The organism is Acinetobacter seifertii (assembly GCF_016064815.1).
In the GTDB taxonomy this organism is placed as follows: Bacteria; Pseudomonadota; Gammaproteobacteria; order Pseudomonadales; family Moraxellaceae; genus Acinetobacter; species Acinetobacter seifertii.
In genome coordinates, this window is sequence record NZ_CP065820.1 from 2961488 (window position 1) to 2981168 (window position 19681).

20 protein-coding genes are annotated in these 19681 nt (G+C 39.5%); 9 read left to right on the forward strand and 11 right to left on the reverse strand.

The annotated features are described in order from the left end of the window. On the reverse strand, positions 1–3216 hold the full coding sequence (locus I8T81_RS13710) for a lytic transglycosylase (protein WP_191028544.1): 3216 nt from the start codon (positions 3214–3216) through the stop codon (positions 1–3). 232 nt (positions 3217–3448) lie between these two features. Between I8T81_RS13710 and dnaQ the strand changes: the two genes are divergently transcribed. The 3 genes from dnaQ (at position 3449) to nudC (ending at position 7348) form a co-directional block, all read left to right on the forward strand. Then, entirely contained in the window at positions 3449–4828 is a 1380-nt protein-coding gene (gene dnaQ, locus I8T81_RS13715; RefSeq protein ID WP_191028545.1) for a DNA polymerase III subunit epsilon, read from the forward strand. A 133-nt stretch (positions 4829–4961) separates the two neighbouring features. Further along, complete coding sequence (locus I8T81_RS13720) at positions 4962–6605, forward strand: chemotaxis protein (RefSeq protein WP_198071459.1); 1644 nt, start codon at positions 4962–4964, stop codon at positions 6603–6605. Beyond that, complete coding sequence (gene nudC, locus I8T81_RS13725; protein WP_198071460.1) at positions 6605–7348, forward strand: NAD(+) diphosphatase; 744 nt, start codon at positions 6605–6607, stop codon at positions 7346–7348. The genes I8T81_RS13720 and nudC overlap by 1 nt, the downstream gene beginning before the upstream one ends. Before the next feature lie 26 nt (positions 7349–7374). Here nudC and I8T81_RS13730 read toward each other — a convergent pair whose 3' ends face one another. From I8T81_RS13730 to I8T81_RS13740, 3 genes are all read right to left on the reverse strand, one after another. Next, positions 7375–8238, reverse strand: a complete 864-nt coding sequence (locus I8T81_RS13730; protein WP_198071461.1) for an alpha/beta hydrolase — start codon at positions 8236–8238, stop codon at positions 7375–7377. A 3-nt stretch (positions 8239–8241) separates the two neighbouring features. Further along, positions 8242–8952, reverse strand: a complete 711-nt coding sequence (locus tag I8T81_RS13735; protein WP_191000528.1) for a BON domain-containing protein — start codon at positions 8950–8952, stop codon at positions 8242–8244. Between the two features lie 78 nt (positions 8953–9030). Further along, positions 9031–9432, reverse strand: coding sequence for a YraN family protein (locus I8T81_RS13740; RefSeq protein ID WP_198071462.1), 402 nt, complete (start codon positions 9430–9432; stop codon positions 9031–9033). Between the two features lie 188 nt (positions 9433–9620). Between I8T81_RS13740 and rsmI the strand changes: the two genes are divergently transcribed. Beyond that, on the forward strand, positions 9621–10457 hold the full coding sequence (gene rsmI / locus I8T81_RS13745) for a 16S rRNA (cytidine(1402)-2'-O)-methyltransferase (protein WP_198071463.1): 837 nt from the start codon (positions 9621–9623) through the stop codon (positions 10455–10457). Between the two features lie 91 nt (positions 10458–10548). Beyond that, positions 10549–10935 (forward strand): hemin receptor, encoded by a 387-nt coding sequence (locus I8T81_RS13750; RefSeq protein WP_198071464.1) that lies wholly within the window; start codon positions 10549–10551, stop codon positions 10933–10935. 2 nt (positions 10936–10937) lie between these two features. Here I8T81_RS13750 and I8T81_RS13755 read toward each other — a convergent pair whose 3' ends face one another. Next, the gene (locus tag I8T81_RS13755) at positions 10938–11828 is read right to left on the reverse strand and encodes a LysR family transcriptional regulator ArgP (protein WP_198071465.1); all 891 of its coding nucleotides are present in this window, start codon (positions 11826–11828) and stop codon (positions 10938–10940) included. Positions 11829–11935: 107 nt separating this feature from the next. Between I8T81_RS13755 and I8T81_RS13760 the strand changes: the two genes are divergently transcribed. After that, positions 11936–12538, forward strand: coding sequence for a LysE/ArgO family amino acid transporter (locus tag I8T81_RS13760; RefSeq protein WP_077162691.1), 603 nt, complete (start codon positions 11936–11938; stop codon positions 12536–12538). A 60-nt stretch (positions 12539–12598) separates the two neighbouring features. On the opposite strand, the gene I8T81_RS13765 is transcribed toward I8T81_RS13760, so the two are convergent. Continuing rightward, positions 12599–13240 (reverse strand): cation transporter, encoded by a 642-nt coding sequence (locus tag I8T81_RS13765; protein ID WP_019458261.1) that lies wholly within the window; start codon positions 13238–13240, stop codon positions 12599–12601. A gap of 65 nt (positions 13241–13305) precedes the next feature. Between I8T81_RS13765 and I8T81_RS13770 the strand changes: the two genes are divergently transcribed. Next, positions 13306–13707, forward strand: coding sequence for a MerR family transcriptional regulator (locus I8T81_RS13770; RefSeq protein WP_019458262.1), 402 nt, complete (start codon positions 13306–13308; stop codon positions 13705–13707). Positions 13708–13759: 52 nt separating this feature from the next. Here the strand turns inward: I8T81_RS13770 and I8T81_RS13775 are convergent, their stop codons facing one another. The 5 genes from I8T81_RS13775 to I8T81_RS13795 all read right to left on the reverse strand — a co-directional run bounded on the left by I8T81_RS13775 (position 13760) and on the right by I8T81_RS13795 (position 18711). Then, on the reverse strand, positions 13760–14011 hold the full coding sequence (locus tag I8T81_RS13775) for a hypothetical protein (protein WP_004703010.1): 252 nt from the start codon (positions 14009–14011) through the stop codon (positions 13760–13762). Between the two features lie 209 nt (positions 14012–14220). Beyond that, positions 14221–15453: an FAD-dependent monooxygenase gene (locus I8T81_RS13780; protein ID WP_114271979.1), complete on the reverse strand. Its 1233-nt coding sequence runs from the start codon at positions 15451–15453 to the stop codon at positions 14221–14223. Then, positions 15450–16658, reverse strand: a complete 1209-nt coding sequence (gene ubiH / locus I8T81_RS13785; RefSeq protein WP_198071466.1) for a 2-octaprenyl-6-methoxyphenyl hydroxylase — start codon at positions 16656–16658, stop codon at positions 15450–15452. The genes I8T81_RS13780 and ubiH overlap by 4 nt, the downstream gene beginning before the upstream one ends. Before the next feature lie 30 nt (positions 16659–16688). Then, positions 16689–18011, reverse strand: a complete 1323-nt coding sequence (pepP, locus tag I8T81_RS13790; protein WP_198071467.1) for a Xaa-Pro aminopeptidase — start codon at positions 18009–18011, stop codon at positions 16689–16691. A gap of 67 nt (positions 18012–18078) precedes the next feature. Then, positions 18079–18711 (reverse strand): UPF0149 family protein, encoded by a 633-nt coding sequence (locus tag I8T81_RS13795; RefSeq protein WP_004703017.1) that lies wholly within the window; start codon positions 18709–18711, stop codon positions 18079–18081. A gap of 64 nt (positions 18712–18775) precedes the next feature. On the opposite strand from I8T81_RS13795, the gene I8T81_RS13800 reads away from it, so the two are divergent. Beyond that, positions 18776–19336: a hypothetical protein gene (locus I8T81_RS13800; RefSeq protein ID WP_198071468.1), complete on the forward strand. Its 561-nt coding sequence runs from the start codon at positions 18776–18778 to the stop codon at positions 19334–19336. Beyond that, on the forward strand, positions 19333–19617 hold the full coding sequence (locus I8T81_RS13805; RefSeq protein WP_004703022.1) for a cell division protein ZapA: 285 nt from the start codon (positions 19333–19335) through the stop codon (positions 19615–19617). Before I8T81_RS13800 ends, I8T81_RS13805 begins: the two co-directional genes overlap by 4 nt. Positions 19618–19681 lie beyond the last annotated feature (64 nt).

A 19681-nucleotide genomic window follows, 5' to 3' on the forward strand; every position in this document is an offset into this window, starting at 1 on the left:
CTATAAATTAGGCACTTTTATGATATCGCCAATACGCAATTGCGTCGACGGTGTTAGGTTATTGAGCTCCGCGAGTAAACTGGTTTCTAGACCATATTTGCTTGCAAGACCAATTAAGGTATCGCCACGTTTAACTTTGTATTCCACTACAGTTTTTGGAATCACAATATTTTGACCGCGCTGTAGACTAGCATTTGCTTTTAATGCATTCATTTCAGCAAGTTCACGAACTGAAATACCTGCACGACTCGCAATCGCATTTAACGACTCGCCCGCTTTAACCGTATACTTTTCAGTATTCTTACCTGCTGCAACAGGTTTAGCCGATGATTTTGCGGTATCAGCTTTCGCTGTTTCTACAGGCACATCACCTGTTAGTTTTAAATGCTGACCAACACGTACAGTACTGTTACGAGACAATCCATTTAATGCAGTTAGATAATCTAACTGTAAATGATAACGGCTAGCGATGCTTCGTAAGTTATCACCAGACTTAACGGTGTAAGTATCTGGTGTTTCATCTTTAGCATTTTTAGTAGCAGCCTTGCTCGGTGTTTCAACCTCACCTGTCAATTTTAAACGCTGACCAGCACGAACACCTGCTGTACGTGATAATCCGTTTAAATCGGCCAAATAACTTGTTTGTAAGTTATATTTAGCTGCAATCGCATGTAAGCTATCACCAGACTGCACAACATAGTGTTCAGGAACACTTACACCCGCAGGTACTTTCAAGTTTTGGCCAAGCTGGACATGGCTACTGGCTTTTAAGTTATTCAGTTCTGCAAGTTCAGCTAAGCTAATTTTAGACTTGGTCGCAATGCTTGATAATGTATCACCGCGTTGCACTTTATAGCTTTCAGTCTTATACGACGGCCCTGCTGCAAGTTTTTCATACTTGCCAGAAGCTTTGTTGTCATCAGATTCATCAACAGCAACTTCTTTTGCAGGTACATTAATTTTCTGACCAGCCATTAAATTACTACCAGCTGATAACCCTGGTGTTAACTCTGCCAATTCCTGATTAGATAATGCATAACGATCTGCAATTAACTTTAAGTATTCGCCACGTTTAACCGTATAGCTCTTTGTTGCAATACGACGTGTACTTGCCTGAATAGTTTTAGGCTCTGCCTTAGCAGAATTACGGTTACCTTTAGGCTCTTTCAAATGCAACTTCTGACCAACAAATAGACCATCACTTACAGATAAATCGTTATATTCAGCAAGCTGTTTCACAGACAAATTAAATTGATTTGCCACACCTGTTAAACTGTCATTTGCCTGAACAACGTAAACATCAGGTTTAACTGTTGATTTAGCCGTAGACTCAACCTCTTGTGGTTTAGCATCGTATAAATACAGGCTAGTTCCTACAAACAGCGTCTTTTCTGGATCAATCTGATTCCACTTGGCAACATCACGCCAGTTGACTCCATTTTTCATTGCAATAATTGCTAATGTATCGCCCGGCTGTACGGTATAGGTACTACGCTTGCCTTTAGGTTGTACAACAACAACATCAGTATCGGTTTTAATGTAAGGCTTATCTTTATTACGCTGTGCTTCTTCAGAATTTGCAACACTTGCATCTTCAGTTAACGTTTTTGGATAAGCAAAGCCCTTACTTAACTCTTTACCTTGCTGTTCAGCAACGGATTGACTTGTCTGAATCGCAGTTAACTTAATTTTGCCATCATAAGGGTCAACAATTTCGGTACCTTGTGGTGCAATTGCCTTTAACTCAGCAACCACTTGGTCTTTTTCAGCTTGAGTAGCCTGTGGCTGTAAAGCTTGCTCAACAGTTTCTTTCTCACCTTCAGCACGAACCGCCGCTAAAATTTTCTCACGCTCAACTGCTGAAATTGGCGGTTCTGTTCTTACGGGCTTAACATTGGTTGCAGGCGTTACTGCAACTGGAATACGAGGTGCACTTGGCACATCAGCTGAGGCTGCAAAAGCAGCTAAAGCATCAGAACCACGCGGTGTTGAACTTTTTACAGTTACAGAACTGCTGGTCGTTTTAGCAGGTGTTGTTGGTCTTACAGGCTGAACTTGAGTCGCTGGTGATGTTTTAACAGTGACCGAGGTTGAAGTCGTTGTAGTTGGCTTAGATGGCGATGTGACATTTGCCCACCAACCTGAACCACCACCCGCTTTCATTCCTTTCAATTTATTATCAACTGATGGACTTACATCAGCCGGAATTAAAATACGCATTGGACTTGCAGGGTCTACTGTTTCACCACGATAGCCTGGGTTTAATGCATATAACTCGGCGCGGCTAAGACCACTGACCGAAGCAATCTCATTTAAAGACAACGGCGCAGACAATGTCACTTCACGGAAATGGGGTCTGTTCGCAATTGGTGGTAATGAAACCCCGTAAGCACGAGGATTTTTAATAATTTGAGCAACTGCCAAGAAACGAGGAACATAGTTCATGGTTTCTTGTGGAAGTTTTAATGACCAGTAGTCAGTTGGTAAACCCGCAGCTTGGTTACGGTTAATCGCCTGTTGGATACGACCCGGACCAGCGTTATAAGCTGCCAAAGCCAATTCCCACGAACCAAACTGGTTATATAAGCTACCTAAAAACTCATATGCAGCACGTGTAGACTCAACAACGTCACGACGACCATCATACATGCCCGTTTGTTGTAAACCATAAATACGGCCGGTACTTGGAATAAACTGCCATAAACCTGCTGCTGCTGCACTACTTGTTGCAGCAGGGTCATACGAGCTTTCAATTACTGGTAATAACGCAAGTTCAGTTGGAAGACCACGGCGTTCTGCTTCTTTAACAGTATGATATAAATAACGACTTGCGCGAGCACTTAAACGGTCAAGGTAGGGCTGACGTGAAATAAACCAACTACGCTGCGCTTCAATACGAGAGTCCCAATGGTTTAAATCCATTTTAAAGCCGACAGCCATACGTTTCCAAACGTCACCGTGTTTTAAGATAAGTAGACGGTCACCCTCTACAGCACGCATATCTGTTGCTGAAAGTAAATCTTCTAACGAGTCTAGACTGCTTGCATCAAGATAACCTGCTCCACTAACCTGTTTTGTTTTCGAGGTTTTTGCAGATTGCGGAGTCGAAGAACAGCCAGTTGTAATACCCAACGCAGCTAAAGCAGAGCTAAGGACTGTAATTTTGAATAATGATGCTGCAGATGGCTGCCACACAAATGTGGTTGGTTTATACATAAAAACTTCCAAACAACTCGCGTAATATTTCTTGGGGTCTGCCCACAAACCCTAGGTCTTCGATGCCATTGTAGTAAAGCATGCAAGATAGACAAGGCAATAATTTAATGTCATTTGCATGGAAATGTTACAAGAAATTAAAAAAAGCTTGCTTTGTAACGATGGAACCGAACTTTTTGCGTATACAATACACCATATTCAGCTCTTTTTCTTTCAGTTTAGGTTTCGATTTATGTCTCAAACAATCACACTGTATGTTGATGGTGCATGTCGTGGCAATCCCGGTTTAGGCGGTTGGGGTGCATATGTCATTACCGAACAGGGTGAACATAAATTATTTGGCGGTGAACCCGATACAACCAATAATCGTATGGAACTTACTGCGGCAATTGAAGGTGTTTCTTTTTGCCCACCCGATGCACAATTAATTATCTGGACCGACTCAAACTATGTAAAACAAGGTATTACAGAGTGGATTCATGGCTGGAAAAAGAAAAATTGGAAAGATGTTAAAAACCCTGACCTATGGCAAAAACTTGATGCTGTTTGCGCAGGCAGAAATATTGAGTGGAATTGGATTAAAGGCCACGCAGGACATGCGGGCAATGAAATGGCAGACCAACTTGCCAATTTAGGTGCAGACAAGACTGCTCAAGAACTCAAGCAACCACAGCCTGTTGCTGCACCGCAAGATATAAAAAAGCCTGAACAGGACTGGTTGCTAGACGACCCTTTTGGATTTGATCTGGTTGAAACAACCGATGATGAAGATATCGCTCTTGAACCATCACAAGAAGTTGAGATGATTACTGTAGACGAGCAAGTAAATGAAGTTGAAGCTGTAGAGCAAGAAACTAAGCAGCAAATTAGCAACATTCATCCACAGATTGTGGTGACAGAAGCAAAGCTTAAATTGCAAGGCCCTCGTCAGCTCATTCTCGATACTGAAACGACTGGTTTCTATTTCCAAGATGGCGACCGCATTATTGAAGTCGGCGCAATCGAAATGATTAACCGTAAGCTTACGGGTAGTTCAATTCACATTTATATTAACCCTGAAAAACCAGTGGGCGATTCAGAAAACATTCACGGTATCAGTGATGATTTCTTAAAAGATAAACCCCTCTATGCAGACATCGCAGATACTTTATTTGAGTATCTAAAAGGCGCAGAAATTATCGCTCATAACGCGACCTTCGATATGAACTTCTTGGATATGGAGTTTAGACGTGTTGGGTTACCTGCTCTTTCCGAAGTTTGTGAAGTTACGGATACTTTAGCACTTGCAAAAAACAAGCATCCAGGACAGAAAAACTCACTCGATGCCCTAGTCAGACGTTATGAAATTCCAGCGCGTGACCGTACCTTCCATGGTGCGTTACTTGATGCTGAAATTCTGTCTGATGTTTACTTGGCAATGACAGGTGGTCAAGTATCGTTTGATATGGATGCACTATCGCAAAGTGAAAAAGATCAGCAAAATACAACAAGAACTAGAGTTCAAATTGATTTACCCGTCATTTACCCTTCAGATGAAGAGTTAAGCACACATGAGACTTGGGTCAAAGAATTTGAGAAAAAACATGGAGAACCTTGCCTTTTTGCAAAATAAATTTTTGATTCTCTAGTGTTTTTTTGGTTTCCCCTTTTGCAAGTTAAGTTATATTAGTCGTATAGATTTTTAGCTCAAAATATTGAGCCATGACGAATATAACAATTGATTTTTTTTGCAAAGGGGAATTTTTATGTCTGAGCATAATTCGATTCAATTTGATCCGACAGCGTTGCTTATCATCAAGAATGAAATTGATAACTCAATAAAACTTGTGGAAGGCGCTGTAAGTACGTTAATTGAAGAACAGGCTCTCCCTTTTGGTATTGATGATGCATTAGAACAATTTAAACAATGCACTCAGGTATTACGCCTCATTGATATCCCTTATTTGGCAAAGATCACACAGTATTCGACAGAATTAATGCAAAAGATTATGGCCAAGCCAGAGCACATCAATACCAATGAGGTGGTTGCTCTCAGTGAAGGCACTACCATGGTTAAACGCTATATCGAATTTATCTGTTTACGCGAAGTTGAAGTACCACAGTTTCTTTTGGACACTCTAAACAATTTAGAAAAAGCTTTAAACAAGCCATTAACATCATCTGGACAACAGATTTCTGCAAATCTTACAGTAGCTTCACTTGATTTACCTTTATCCGAGGTAGTTATTAATGAAAAGACTCAGTTTATTCATCAGCTTTATAAGTTGTCTTTGCTTAAATTTTTAAATAAAACTGAAACTACTCAAGATTTCCAAGCATTTAAACTGATTGGTAGTTATTTAGTCAGCATGGCGCATGGCCAACCAAGTCAACAATATTGGCAATTGGTTAATTCTGCCTTTAATCACATTGATGAACTTGTTTTAAATGATGCTCGCTTACGTGTATTGATTAATCTTGAAAATTCTATAAGTCTATTTTTAGCAGCACCTGAAAGCTTTGAAGCAGATTCAAATGCCCTAGCAGATATAATTAGTATTGTGATTGGACAAGAAGATCAACTTGCAAAGCAAATTCGTAAGCAACTGAATATTGGTTATGAATTTCTCACCGATGCTCAGCTTAAAGCCTTAAGTCAGCATTTGTATGGTCCAGACTTTGACACCATGGAAACGGTAAGCCAATTGATCTTAAACGAAATGAATAAAGTTCGTAATGATATTGAATACAACTACCAAAACATGTCACCAGAAAAGGCACAGCAATTACAAAACAGCCTTATGCAACTCGCACATACATTTAAATTACTTAATTTAAATGAAGCAGCAGCCGAGCTTTCTCATCAAGCAAGCAGCTTAAGTCAAATCAATATATTGAGTAATGAAAACTACGCTCAGCAGCTCATGAAGAGCATTTTATCTGCCATGAACGCAATTGGTATTTTGGTACGTCATTACTCATCTAACCGTCTACAAATTCGTGTGAACAACACTAATATTTCTTTAGATCGTTTAGATGAAGCACATGAAACATTATTAAATGAAACAAAAAATTTAATCGATTTTGTATGTCAAAGTTTGACTTTATATGCCAACGATCAAACCCAAAATATTGAAGCAATTGCAGGCTCATTAAAAGAATTGGCTGGTGCGGCTGAATTTTTAGGAAGTACGGTTCAACAAAATGCTCTGCTTGAAACTGCTAAATTTGTACAGCAGCAAATCGATCAGAACCAAGCTTTTAGTCATGATCAGATTCACTGTATTTTTAACGTATTAGCTGGACTAGATATGTTAGTTGACAATTTAAAAAATAAACAGCCTGTTCTACAATCCATGTTTGATGTAGCATTGCTAAGTAGTCAACAACTTCAAAAAAAGGCAGCTTAATGTCTGAATTATCACTTGCTTATATTTTTCATCACCAACAACTATTGGTTGACCAAAACTTTCAATTACCCAAAGTCGAAAAGTTAGCAAGTGATCTGCTTTTCACTCATGATGAACAGGTCATTGCACGTGACCTGCTGAGTGAAGAAGCTATACCAGAAGGTCTGCAACTCGTTCCAATTCGTCAACTTATTTCTAACTGGTCAAAAGAGCAATTTTTACAGGCGAGTCGTGCTGTACAGTTGCTCGAATGGCGACGTAACCACAAGTTTTGCAGCCACTGTGGACATGCCACCGAAGTACACTCAAGTGAATATGCGATGGTATGTCCTGCTTGTGGTTATCACCAGTACCCTCGTGTAAACCCCTGCATCATTACCATCATTACTAAAGGTGATGATGAAATCTTATTAGCAAAATCAATTCACAATAAAACCAACATGTATGGTTTGATTGCAGGTTTTGTAGAAGTTGGGGAAACTCTTGAAGAGGCTGTTCAACGCGAAGCTTTAGAAGAAGTGGGCCTTAAACTTAAAAATATTCAATATATGTCAAGCCAGCCTTGGCCATTTCCAAGTAATCTTATGATTGCATTTAAAGCTGAATATGAGTCAGGCGAGATTTCTTTGCAAGAAGATGAAATTGCCGATGCACAATTCTTTAAATTTGATCAGCTTCCTGAAATTCCATTTAAAGGCAGTATTGCACACGCAATGATTACGCAGATTACTCAAGCAAAGTAATCTGCGCTTTCTAAAACTCAATGGTTTTAAAATACTTCATCAAGAAAATGCAAAATGGTTCGTTTTGTTCTGAAGTAGTGACTTACAAAACTCGATAGACTGGCCAAAATCGTGATATGGCCAGTTTTAGGGATAATAGCAATATGACTATGATTCCCCTTCTCCCTAAGAGCTTGATCCATATCCAAAGTATTATGTTGCTTTACGAGCTGATCATTTTCAGCCATGAGTAGATAATGCTTAATATTATTTTGATTTACAAAATAATAAGGCATTACTTCTTTATAAGAGATACCTTGGTCAAAAGCATCTTCAGCAAGCGGATCACCTTTATAATCAAAATGATATGGTCCAGCTAATCCAACTATTGCCTTAATTTTCCCTAAACATTCAATCTTAGTTGAGTCAGGGTGATAAACAGCCGACATTACATTAAATGCACCTGCCGAATGTCCCATAAGCACAGTATTCTCTGTCGAGATTTCTAATTTTTCCTGATTTTGATGCAAATAATTTAACGCTTGCGTTAAGTCCTCTACATAACTTGGAAAAATATTCTTTGGCGCAAGCTGATAGTTAATGACAGCAACGTCATAACCTTCTTTTGCAAAAGCTTCACCAACAAATAAATAGTCTCGTTTATTACCATGTTGCCAAGCACCACCATGTACAAAAACAATGAGTGGTCGATGAGCTAAGCGCTTAGTAGAACGATAAATATCTAGACGATGGCGAGGCTTTAAGCCATAACGCACATTTAAAACCTGCTCGAAACCATCTTTTGGTGTAAAACGGTTTAAAGCAAAGCTCCCCAAATCATACAGACGGAACTCTTTATAAAGAGTTCTCGCCTGCTCAATTTTGCTTTGTAATTGTTCAATCAAGTTCATATTTTATTGTGCAGTAGATGATGCTGGATCTGCTTGGTCCGGATCAATTGCAACAGGAGTTTGAACTGTTGGTTGAGCAAGAACATTATTTATCACTGGCGTAGTCGTTGCGTTGCCAGTCGATGCTGCTGGAGCAGGCATTAAATCAATGTTATCAATAAGCGTCACAATTTTGGTCACGTTACCCACATTTTGAAGCACACTGTTTAAATCATTAATTTCAGCAGTATTTAAACGGCCCATCACATATAAAACACCATCTTCGGTATGAACGAGTACTTTACTGTCCGATACAACTGGTGCTTTCATTAATAGAGCACGTGTATTTGCAGTTACACCAGCATCTTGCATGATCGTGTTATAGCTTACTTTGTTACCTACCGTAATATAGTTATGTACGGCTTTCACATCGCTCATCGCTTTAACATTATCTTCTGCCAGCTGTTTCAAGTATGGGTCTGGTACCTGACCAGTTAACAATACTGTGCTATGAAAGCTTTCGATGTTAATACGAGATTGTTTAAAACGCTGATCAAGCTTATAGAGGTTAATATTCGCTGTACGTTTAATTGAAGAGTCAATGAATACCTGACCTAAGCTACGTACACCACTATCTGTTCCAACTGGAGCTGTACCTGTTCCACCAGAAATAAAACTTGCGCAACCTGACAAACTTGCGACACAAAGCGCTGTTACAGCAATACGTTTCAACACTCCACCAGACTCCTATCAATCTCTTCTTGGCTTGATCATAAACATCGGTTTTAATTTGCTCAAAAGAGTAATGAACTCTTAATCCAAAGTAAATGCATTTTCGATCCATTGCAGATCATAATGGAATTTCGAAAAGTCTTGCTGTACTGTTTTTGCAATTTTCTGTGGAAAATCAAAACAAATCACATCAAAACGACAATAAAAATCCTGATAAGATGGGTAGCGCTGTAAAAACCTCATCGCCGTTTTAATTATTTTTTTCTGTTTGCTCACAGTGACCATTTCACTAGCTTGTCCATAATTGCCCTGTCCACGCGCTTTTACCTCAACAAAAATCAATTCGTTACCGCGTTTTACAATCAGATCAACCTCTCCACGGCGTGAATGATAATTACTGGCGACCCATTCATAATTTTGTTCTTTTAAAAGTTTTAAAGCTGTTCGTTCAGCCCATTGCCCGAGCTGCTGCGCGACTAACATAATTTTCCCCATTAGAAATGTAAATACTCTCAATGCTTGCTCTATACATTTTTAATTTTTTCAATTGAGCAAATCAAAAGCAGATGTCTTAAAAAGTAAAAAAGCCCAATGACATTGTTCACGCCAAAAAGATAATTTCGGGTACACTAACCGATTAAAATTGTTTATCTGTACGGAGTAAAAACCAAATGAGTGCTCAGTTATTTGTTGTAGCCACCCCTATCGGGCACTTAGATGATATGACTTTCCGTGCAATTGATATCTTAAAATCAGTTTCTATTGTGGCTGCCGAAGATACACGCCAGTCAGCTCAATTATTTAAGCACTATAATATATCTACTCCACTTACAGCATGCCATGACCACAACGAAAGCAATAAAATTGAACAGTTAGTTCAAAAGTTACTTGCTGGTGAAAATATTGCTTTGATTAGCGATGCAGGTACGCCGCTTATTAGTGATCCCGGTTTTAAACTGGTTCGAGCTGCACAAGAACATGGTATTAGAGTTGTACCTGTACCCGGTGCATGTGCTGCAATTGCTGCGTTAAGTGCGGTGGGCTTACCAAGTGACCGTTTTAGTTTTGAAGGCTTTTTACCATCAAAAGCTTCTCAACGTATTACGCAACTTGAAAAGCTTAAAAATGAAACTCAAACGTTAATTTTTTATGAAGCACCTCACCGTATTTTAGAATGCGTAAAAAATATGACTGAAGTATTTGGTGAAAACCGCCCTGTGGGTTTCGCACGTGAAATTACCAAAACTTTTGAAACCATCAAAAAAATGACTTTAAAAGACTTGGTCAGTTTTATTGAAAATGACCACAATCAAGAAAAAGGTGAAATTGTTCTGGTAGTTGGCGGTGCACCAGAAAAGACAGATCTGGAACAAGAAAAACTAGACGAACTTCTAAAGCGTTTACTTCAAGACTTATCTGTTAAAGCGGCATCTCAACTTGCAGCCGATTTAACGGGTATTAAGAAAAAAGTTGCTTATCAACGTGCACTTGAGCTGACACAATCTTAATTTTTTAACAACACGGTGATGACTAACAATTTGTCATCACCGTGCATGAATTTTGCATAATAATATTAATCATAAAAACAAGAGTATTGATATGGCTGAACAGCTTGGGAAACTTGGCCCTCATGAAGGGCAAGAACTAGAATTATTATTGTCTGGTCATAAATCGATTGCTTTATTTTATGACTTATTACCTACTGAATTTGTAAAGCACCTTGAGCAAGGTACTTTAACTATGCTCAGTAAAGATATTGAAACATCTTTACCCGTACCTTTTTCAATTATGCTGATCTATAAAGATGCCTCTTTAGCAGATTTGAATGAACTCGTGTTATGTATTGAAAAATCAATAAAAGAAACTCAACTTGAAGACCGCTTAGCATTAGACCGTAGAATCGGACAACTTTTAGGTTATTCAGCGCAAGACATAGAGTTTTACATTCAACACGTTTCAAACTTTTATGCACGTTCTCGTTCTTGAGTTTATCTCAAGATATGTCTTGCTGATTGAACAATTGTTTCGGTCAGTACATCAAGTTGTTTCGACTGTCTTTTCCAGTGGTGCCAATACAAAGGAACATCAAGTTGAGCCTCAGGCATAATATCAATAAGTGTTCCGTTTTCGAGTAATGGTTGAACTTGAAGCTCTGGCACCATTCCGTAACCTAAACCCAGCTGAATTGCTTTAACGAAAGCATCTGTTGCCGGAATAAAACTATAAGGATAACTCTGCATCGGTAAACCGTATCCTTTTAATAAAACTTCCGAATGCATTAAATCTTTATGATTAAAAATAACTGCTGGTGTTTTTCTTAAATTTTCTCGGTTAATTCCACCACTAAACCACTGGTTTACAAATTCGGCCGATGCCAGCATTTTATAGCGCATTTTACCAAGAGGCTGAGCTAAGCAACCCGCCATAACCTGCTCTTCTGCTGTGATACATGCATTAACCTGGCCCGTTTCTAGCAAAGTATGCGTGTGTGATTGATCATCAATTTTTAGCTCTAACACTATTTTTTCTTTAAACAATGTTTGCTGAATAGTTGGTAAAAGCCAAGTTGCTAATGAGTCTGCATTTGAAGCTAAAGCAATTTTATAAAATTCCGATTCAGAAGATTTGCCCATTAAACCTTGTAAAAGATTTTGCTCCATTAACCTTGTATGACGTAAATGCTGGAGCAAGGTTTGTCCTGCTTGTGTGAGTACACAAGGGCGGCCCCGTATAATTAAAATCTGACCCAAATATTTTTCTAGTGCTTGTACACGTAGTGATACAGCAGAAGGAGTTATACATAAATGCTCTCCTGCTGCATCGAAACTCCCGACTTCTGCAACTGCGAGAAAAGCTTCAGATTGCTTACTATCTAACATATACAAACCTAAATTATTTTTAGCCAAACCTAAATATTCTTAATTTTACTTATTTCCCAATAAAAAGTCAGATAATTCCTGCATCTGATTTTTTCTGCTTAATGGTTATGCTTTCTCTGAGTGTGTTTTTTAAAGGTTTAGGTATTGGTAGCGGCCTAATCGTAGCGATTGGTGCCCAAAACGCTTTTGTTCTAAAGCAAGGACTTAAACAGCAATATGTATTTTGGCTATGTTTAATCTGTGCCTTGTCTGACTCGATTTTAATTGCTTGCGGTGTATTAGGTTTTGCCGAAATTATGACTGCATCACCCATCTTAATCTCGGTCGCTAAATATTTAGGGGCAACGTTTTTATTCGTCTACGGTGCAAAAGCATTCTATGCAGCGTTTAAAACGAACCAAGGCATGGAACTTGGAGGCAGCCCAAAACAAACTTTAACCCAAGCACTAGTGACCTGCCTTGCCTTTACTTGGTTAAATCCACATGTCTATTTAGACACCATTGTGCTGATGGGTTCGGTTGCAACCCAGCTAGAAGACAAACTTAGTTTTGCTTTAGGCAGTATTCTTGCTTCTTGGATTTTCTTTTTCAGTTTAGGTTATGGTGCAAGATTACTAAAACCGTTATTTACCAATCCAAAAGCTTGGAAAATTTTAGACTTTCTTATTGGTTGCGTTATGTGGAGTATTGCGATTTCTCTTCTCATCTAATGCATTCAACCATTAAAAAGTACCATGATTGAATGGTACTTTTTATTTATGCAATCACAATTAAGCTTCTGAACCTAACATCACTTTTGACTGTTTTCTTTCCTGTAATGATTGCTTAATCACAGCATAGCCGGAAGATACACCTAAGTATGCAATCACAAAGGCTACCAATAAATCCGGAAATACGGTGCCTGTTCCAAACACACCTACAGCAGCAAAAATAACAGCAATGTTCGCAATAGAGTCATTTCGACTACACAGCCAAACAGAGCGCATATTGGCATCACCATCCCTAAATGCATAAAGCATAAGCGCAACAGAAACGTTAGCAATTAAGGCGATTACCCCAATTGTGCCCATGACCATCGGTTCAGGTGAAACGCCATGAAAAAATGACCATACGACTTTTGCAATGACGAAGAAACCAAAAGCTGCCATGGTTAATCCTTTAACCAGTGCTGCGGTTGCGCGCCAGTAAAGGCTCATCGAAAGTACAACTAAAGACAAAGCATAATTTGCTGAATCTCCTGCAAAATCGAGTGCATCTGCCCACAATGAAACAGATTGGGCTTTATAACCGCCTACTATTTCAACCACAAACATGAGTGCATTAATCACAAGTGCAATCCACAACGCCTTTCTAAAACGTGGGCTGACTTTCTTTGTAGGGGAACATGTTGAAGCACATCCACATCCGGCCATTTTATTTCCTCAAAAACTCTTTTATAGTGATTAAAAACCCTTGAGTAGCTCCAGAGTCAAGTCTTATGAGTCTTTCTATTGGCCAATTATCAAAAAAAGCGGATATTCCTATCGATACTATTCGTTATTACGAAAAAGTAGGTGTGCTGGACCGTATTCAGCGCTCAGAAAATAATTATCGTATTTACACAGATCAAACGCTCGCAGACCTATTATTTATTAAACATTGCCGCGAATTAGATATTTCCCTTAACGACATTAAAACGCTAAAACAGATGAAAGCTCAGCCGAAACAGGCTTGTACGGAAGTTGATAATTTGGTGAATAAATATTTGATCGAAGTATCGGAAAAAATTGAACGACTTTTGCTTTTAAAAGAAACACTCATCGATTTAAAACAGCACTGCTCTACCGACCGCACAGTAGACGAATGCGGTATTTTAAAAGAACTGCAAAATAACCTTTAACTCAATTTAGAAGCCAATAAAAAAGCATCACTCATGTGATGCTTTTTTAATATTAATGGTCGCTATGTTCGTCTGGCGGAACTTCAGTAATTCTCCCACCGCGAGCTAAAAACGCAGCAACCTCATCTTCCAATGCTTGGCGCTGTTTTTGTTTCGCAGTTACGGTAAGCGTTTCTGCTTCTGCAAGATCGGCATCTGTTAAGTTGCCTGCTTCTTCATCAGCCGCGCCGCTCTCAGCCGCTTTGGCTTCATCTTCATCTACAGCAGAATCTTCTGCATCTTCATAATCATTGATATCTGTCATATTTACACTCCCCACAATGATTTGTATTGCATCATCGCTATGGCCTTTGAGACCTCAGAAATTTAGCAATCTCTTTGCATTTAGCAAAGAGCCAAATTGGTCAAATCCGTATCTTTTCTGACCGAATTGGTAATGATATATAAATGATTGTTTAAAAAATATCTACTGATATTTATTTAGACCAGTAGAGCATAAACTTCGTAATTATTTTAACGACTATACAGGGTGTTTTGTAAAGCCCCTAAACCGTTCGCTTGTTGCATAAAACGCTCTTTTAAGAACGAAATTTGTTCAACCTGCTTAAGTCCTGCATTTCGAGCCAAAATAAATGGGAACAACTCAGAACTTTCTAGCCAACCAATCGCAGACATACTATGCATCATCGCATCGTTTTGTCCTTTACGACGGTGTTCATAACGTCTTAATGTTTGTTCATGCGCCCACACACCACGGCCTAAATCATGCAGTAGCGCATCACAGAGTACAGCGGCATCTAAACAGCCAATATTTACCCCTTGTCCAGCAAGCGGATGGATAACATGAGCGGCATCACCGATTAGGGCTAAACCCGCCTTAACATATTGTTTTGCAGCACGAGCCTTAAGTGGGAACTGTGCTCTTGAACGAACATCGAGCACTTCACCCAACATATGCTGGCTTTCGCGAGTTAGAAGCTGCATAAATTCAACATCACTTAAAGCCGAATATTCATCGGCATAATCATCTGGCAGTGTCCAGACAATTGACTGCCAGTAGCCGTTTTCACTTTCTTCAAGACTCGCCATCGGCAAATATGCTAAAGGCCCTGTAGGTAAGAAGATTTGACGAGCAACATAGTGATGGGGCTTAGACGTTTTAATTGCACAGCTGATGGCTGCTTGTTTGTAATCTAGTACATCGAGGTCAATAAAAGCTTGCTCACGTACAAATGAATTGGCGCCATCTGCGCCAATAAGCAGTTTAGTTTTAAGTGTCGTGCCATCTGCCAATTGAATATGCCAGCACCCAACACCTTGCTCAATACGTGTCACGCGCACTTGAGTACGATAATCGGTTAACTGCTCTAGCATTTTTTGCTGAATGGCAACATTCAATACACTCGGCTCAACCATAGAACCCAAGGCTTGCTCTGGCATTGGTCTTTGTACAGACTCATGGCCAAAATTAATTTCACCATAGCCATTTAGATTCCACACCTGCATGCCGGTATAAGGCATTTGACGTGCTAAATGATCCCAAACCTTGACTGTTTTAAGTAAATGAATGGTCGCTTGGCTAAGTGCTAAAACACGTGGGTTCATCACACTTAATGTTTTTTCAACATCCAGTACAGGAGCAGCATCCAGCACAGTAGGCTGTACTCCACCTTGTGCAAGTAATAAAGCAGTTAAGCCACCAACTAGCCCACCACCAACAATAACGACATCTAAGACTTCACTCATGCTTTTAGCCCCATTGCATAGTTCGCTACCAGTGGCTTAACACCTGGAATCACATCAAATGCAATTAATCCCGTATTACGGATTAATTTTAATAATGGGTTTTGGTTACTAAAACCGCGAACAACAGTATCGCAGAACTTAATTACTCGCTGTTGGTCTGATAAACGTGCTTGTTCATAGGCAAGCAAATTATCTGGGTTACCAATATCATCAGATGCACTTAGCTGATTTACCAAATAACGTAGCAACACATCTGCATCACGCAGGCATAAATTAAAACCTTGCCCTGCAACTGGATGAATGGTGTGCGCTGCATTACCCATTAAAATAACGCGCCCAACCGCTTGTTTATGCGCAAGCACTTGTGAAAGCGGATAGCTAAAACGTTTGCCTGTTTTTTCAAATTTACCTGCTCTGTCACCATAGGTTTGTTGCAAGGCACTTAAAAAATGCTGGTCGTTTTCTTCACCTAACCACTCATCTTCAGTACCCTTTTTAACAGGCCATACCACTGAGCGACGATATTCACCCGGTAACGGCAATAAAGCTAAAGGTCCTAATGCACTAAAACGCTCAAACCCTACCTGCTCATGCGGTTTTGAAGTCTGAACAGTCGTAACGATCGCAACCTGATCATAGTCGTGGACATCAACACCCACACCAATTGCTTGACGACAGAAAGAATCACGCCCATCTGCTGCAATTAATAATTTTGGCTCAAGCTTTAAGACTTCATCACCACGCTGAGCTTCGATATGTACCTGTTCAGCATCTTGAGTTAAAGCAGTGACTTGTACGCCATCAATTAGCTCAATCAAAGGTTGTTGGCGTACTTGAGTTAATAAAACACGACCGAGCCACGCATTCTCAATGACTTGTCCAAAGCTTTCGACTTTTTCTTGTTCTGCAACTAAACGTGCTTTACCAAAACTGCCTTGCTCAGTAATGTGAACTTGCAAAATTGGAGTGGCATGTTGTTGTAATGCATCCCATAACCCCAGCTTCTGATAAATCTGTACGCTACGACGCGATAAAGCCGTATTACGTGCATCGAAACTGGAATGGTAAGGGGCAACATTCTGATCATCATAGTTTGGGTATTTCACAGCTTCTAATAGCTTGACTGCGATATTAGCCTTCGCCAGCATCAGGGAAAGGCTCAAACCCACCATACCCCCACCTACAATAATCACTTGTTGTTGCATCGAATTTGCTCCTTTGGCGAATACGTTTAATTATGCTTTAGCTTGCGCCATTAAATGTTCAATATCTGCAATATCTTTAACTACGTCAGCAGTTAAAACTCGTGGGCCTTTTGACGTTGCGACCACATCATCTTCAATACGAATACCAATACCACGCCATTTTTTATCTACAGTTTCGTCATCTGGTGCAATATATAAACCTGGTTCAACAGTAACAACCATGCCCTCTTCATATTGGCGCCACTCGTCATCTTTTTTATAAGAACCGACATCATGCACATCCATACCCAACCAGTGGCCTGTACCATGCATATAAAACTGTCGATATGCTTCATTTTCAATCAATTCGCTCACATTACCTTTGAGCAAACCTAAATCAACTAAGCCTTCAGTTAAAATTTTGACCGCAACCTCATGAGGCTCACGGTACGCATTACCAATACGTACTGAATCAATCGCAGCATATTGAGAGGCCAGTACCACTTCATATAATGCTTTTTGTTCTGGACTAAATTTTCCGTTCACTGGAAAAGTACGGGTAATGTCCGATGCATAAAATTCATATTCACAAGCAGCATCAATTAAAACTAAATCACCATCTTTGAGTGGCTGATTATTTTCAACATAGTGCAAAATGCAAGCGTTAACCCCACCACCAACAATACTGTTATATGAAGGCACACAGCCGTTTTGCCCAAATATATAATTGAGCTCGGCTTCTAGTGCATATTCCATCATGCCAGGGCGAACAGTTTGCATCGCACGGGTATGTGCTTTAGCACTAATTTTTGAGGCAATTTGCATCAGCTCAATTTCTTGCGGTGATTTAATTAACCGCATTTCATCAATAATGCGATCAAGTTGAATTAACTGGGCTGGAGCAGCTTCATGACGGTGCTCTGCATTTGCTTTTTTAATCCATTGGCTTACTCTGGCGTCAAATGCAGCATTGTGTCCGATTCGATAATAAAGGCGTTCTTTATTTAATAATTTTTCAATAATTTCTTCATCAAGCAGATCAATTGCATAAGCTTCATCTGCTTCGTACTCTTCAATTGCGCCATCGATTCCCGCACGATAACCATTCCAGATTTCCATCTCACGGTTACGCTCACGGCAAAAGAGACTATAGCTATAGTCAGTAACGTCATCAAAGGTTTCTATAACAGCTACTGCCTCAGGCTCTGCAAAACCAGTCAAATAGAAAAAACTACTATCGGCACGGAATTTATAATCCGCATCACGATTACGGTACATTTCCTCACGCGTTGCAATAATCGCAATGCTGTTTGGACCCATTTTTTCTGCTAGACGGTTTCTGCGATGTTGAAAATCAGCTTGAGGCAATTTCATAATGATCTACTTGATTTAGAATTTTAAAGTCAAAAAATTAAACACAGCCAATAACACATCGCCTCAATTAACTTGGGCGATGTGGTGTAAACATTTCTACAATATTTTGATCTGTAGTGCCTACAGCAGAAGTTTTACTTTTTGCATAAAAGTTTTTCAATAATGAACTTTCAGCAACTGTTACTTTCTTTCTGCCAATAGATAAACTTACAGGAATAAGGCGTACAAATTCGTACAATTCTTCGTAACTGCTTTCGCCTTCTTCGTCGTTATCAGAGTCTTCAAACTCTACTGCTGCGACATCTTGTAGATGTTCAATCAATTCGCGCTCATCAGCACGGACATGACCCGATGCCAAACCAAAGCCAAGAACAACACCCGCACACCAGTCTGATAATGCTTGTACGCGATCTTGTAGGGTATGCTCATCATCTGGAAGCATTGGTAAATAGTCCAATTCATCTTCCGATAAAGCATGAGCTACATCTTCTGTTTCATCAGTTAAAAGCGCTAAAGCTTCTTCATTTAAATCAGGTACATTAAGAGTTGTTAAAATTTGTGTCCATTCTTCACGCGTTGGTGCTTCTGTCACACAAACAATACCTGTTAGTAAACCATGTAACTCACTAGGGCTTGAAATTTCTTCAATTCCTTCAAAATGAGCGTTCCATTCTGTCCAGCCTGAAATATCGTCTTGCATTCGTTTATCCAATCTCTATACTTCGTATATATTACCTTTGATTGCAATTCTGTGCGACCTCGTTATGTTAGAACAATTACAGCGGCTACAAGCGCATATTGGCGTTTTAAAAACACGCTTACATCATCTAGAGAGTGAAAATTCTACTCTCTCGGAAGCTAAAGAACTGGCTGAGACAGAGCATCACGCACAAGTTGTGCAAAAAAATAGCATCATTACTAAAAAACAAGAGGAAATTGAGACATTAACTGAGCAATTGACTCAGTTACAAGGCCAATTTCAACAATTGAATCAAGATGCTAATACACTTGCTGAACGTTATAGCCGTCTAGAAAAAAGTACCACTGATTTAAAAAATCGTTTTCAAGAAATTTTGGCAGAACGTAATGAGTTACGTGTAACCAAAGAAAAACTTCAGTCACATCAACGACAGACTCAACAAGAGTTGCATGATTTACAGCAAGATCGTGACCGTTTGTTACAAAAAAATGAACTTGCCAAAGCCAAAGTTGAAGCGATTATTCAACGTTTAGCAATTTTAGGTACAGCTCAAGATCAAAATACACAAGAAATTCAGCAACTTGCTCACCCAAATGCTGAAACTGGCGAGGAGACGCAATCATGAGTGAACAAGTCATGGTAGAGCTTCGGCTTATTGAGCAAACTTTTAGACTTGCGACTACCTCTGATAAAAGAGAAGAACTTGAGCGTGCAGCTGAACTTCTCAATGAGAAATTTAACGAAATGCGTCGCAGTGCTCCCCGTGTTGAGCACAACAAACTGGTCATTATGGTTGCCCTACAGCTCACCCAAGAAGTATTAAGCTTGAATAAATCTTTGCAAGAATATACACACTGTGAACGTCTACTACAGGCGATTTTAGAAGATGTTGAACAAACTGTTTAATTAACATCTTTCAACAAAAATGCTTTGCGCTATAAGTTAATAGAGCAAGGCATTTTTTATTGAA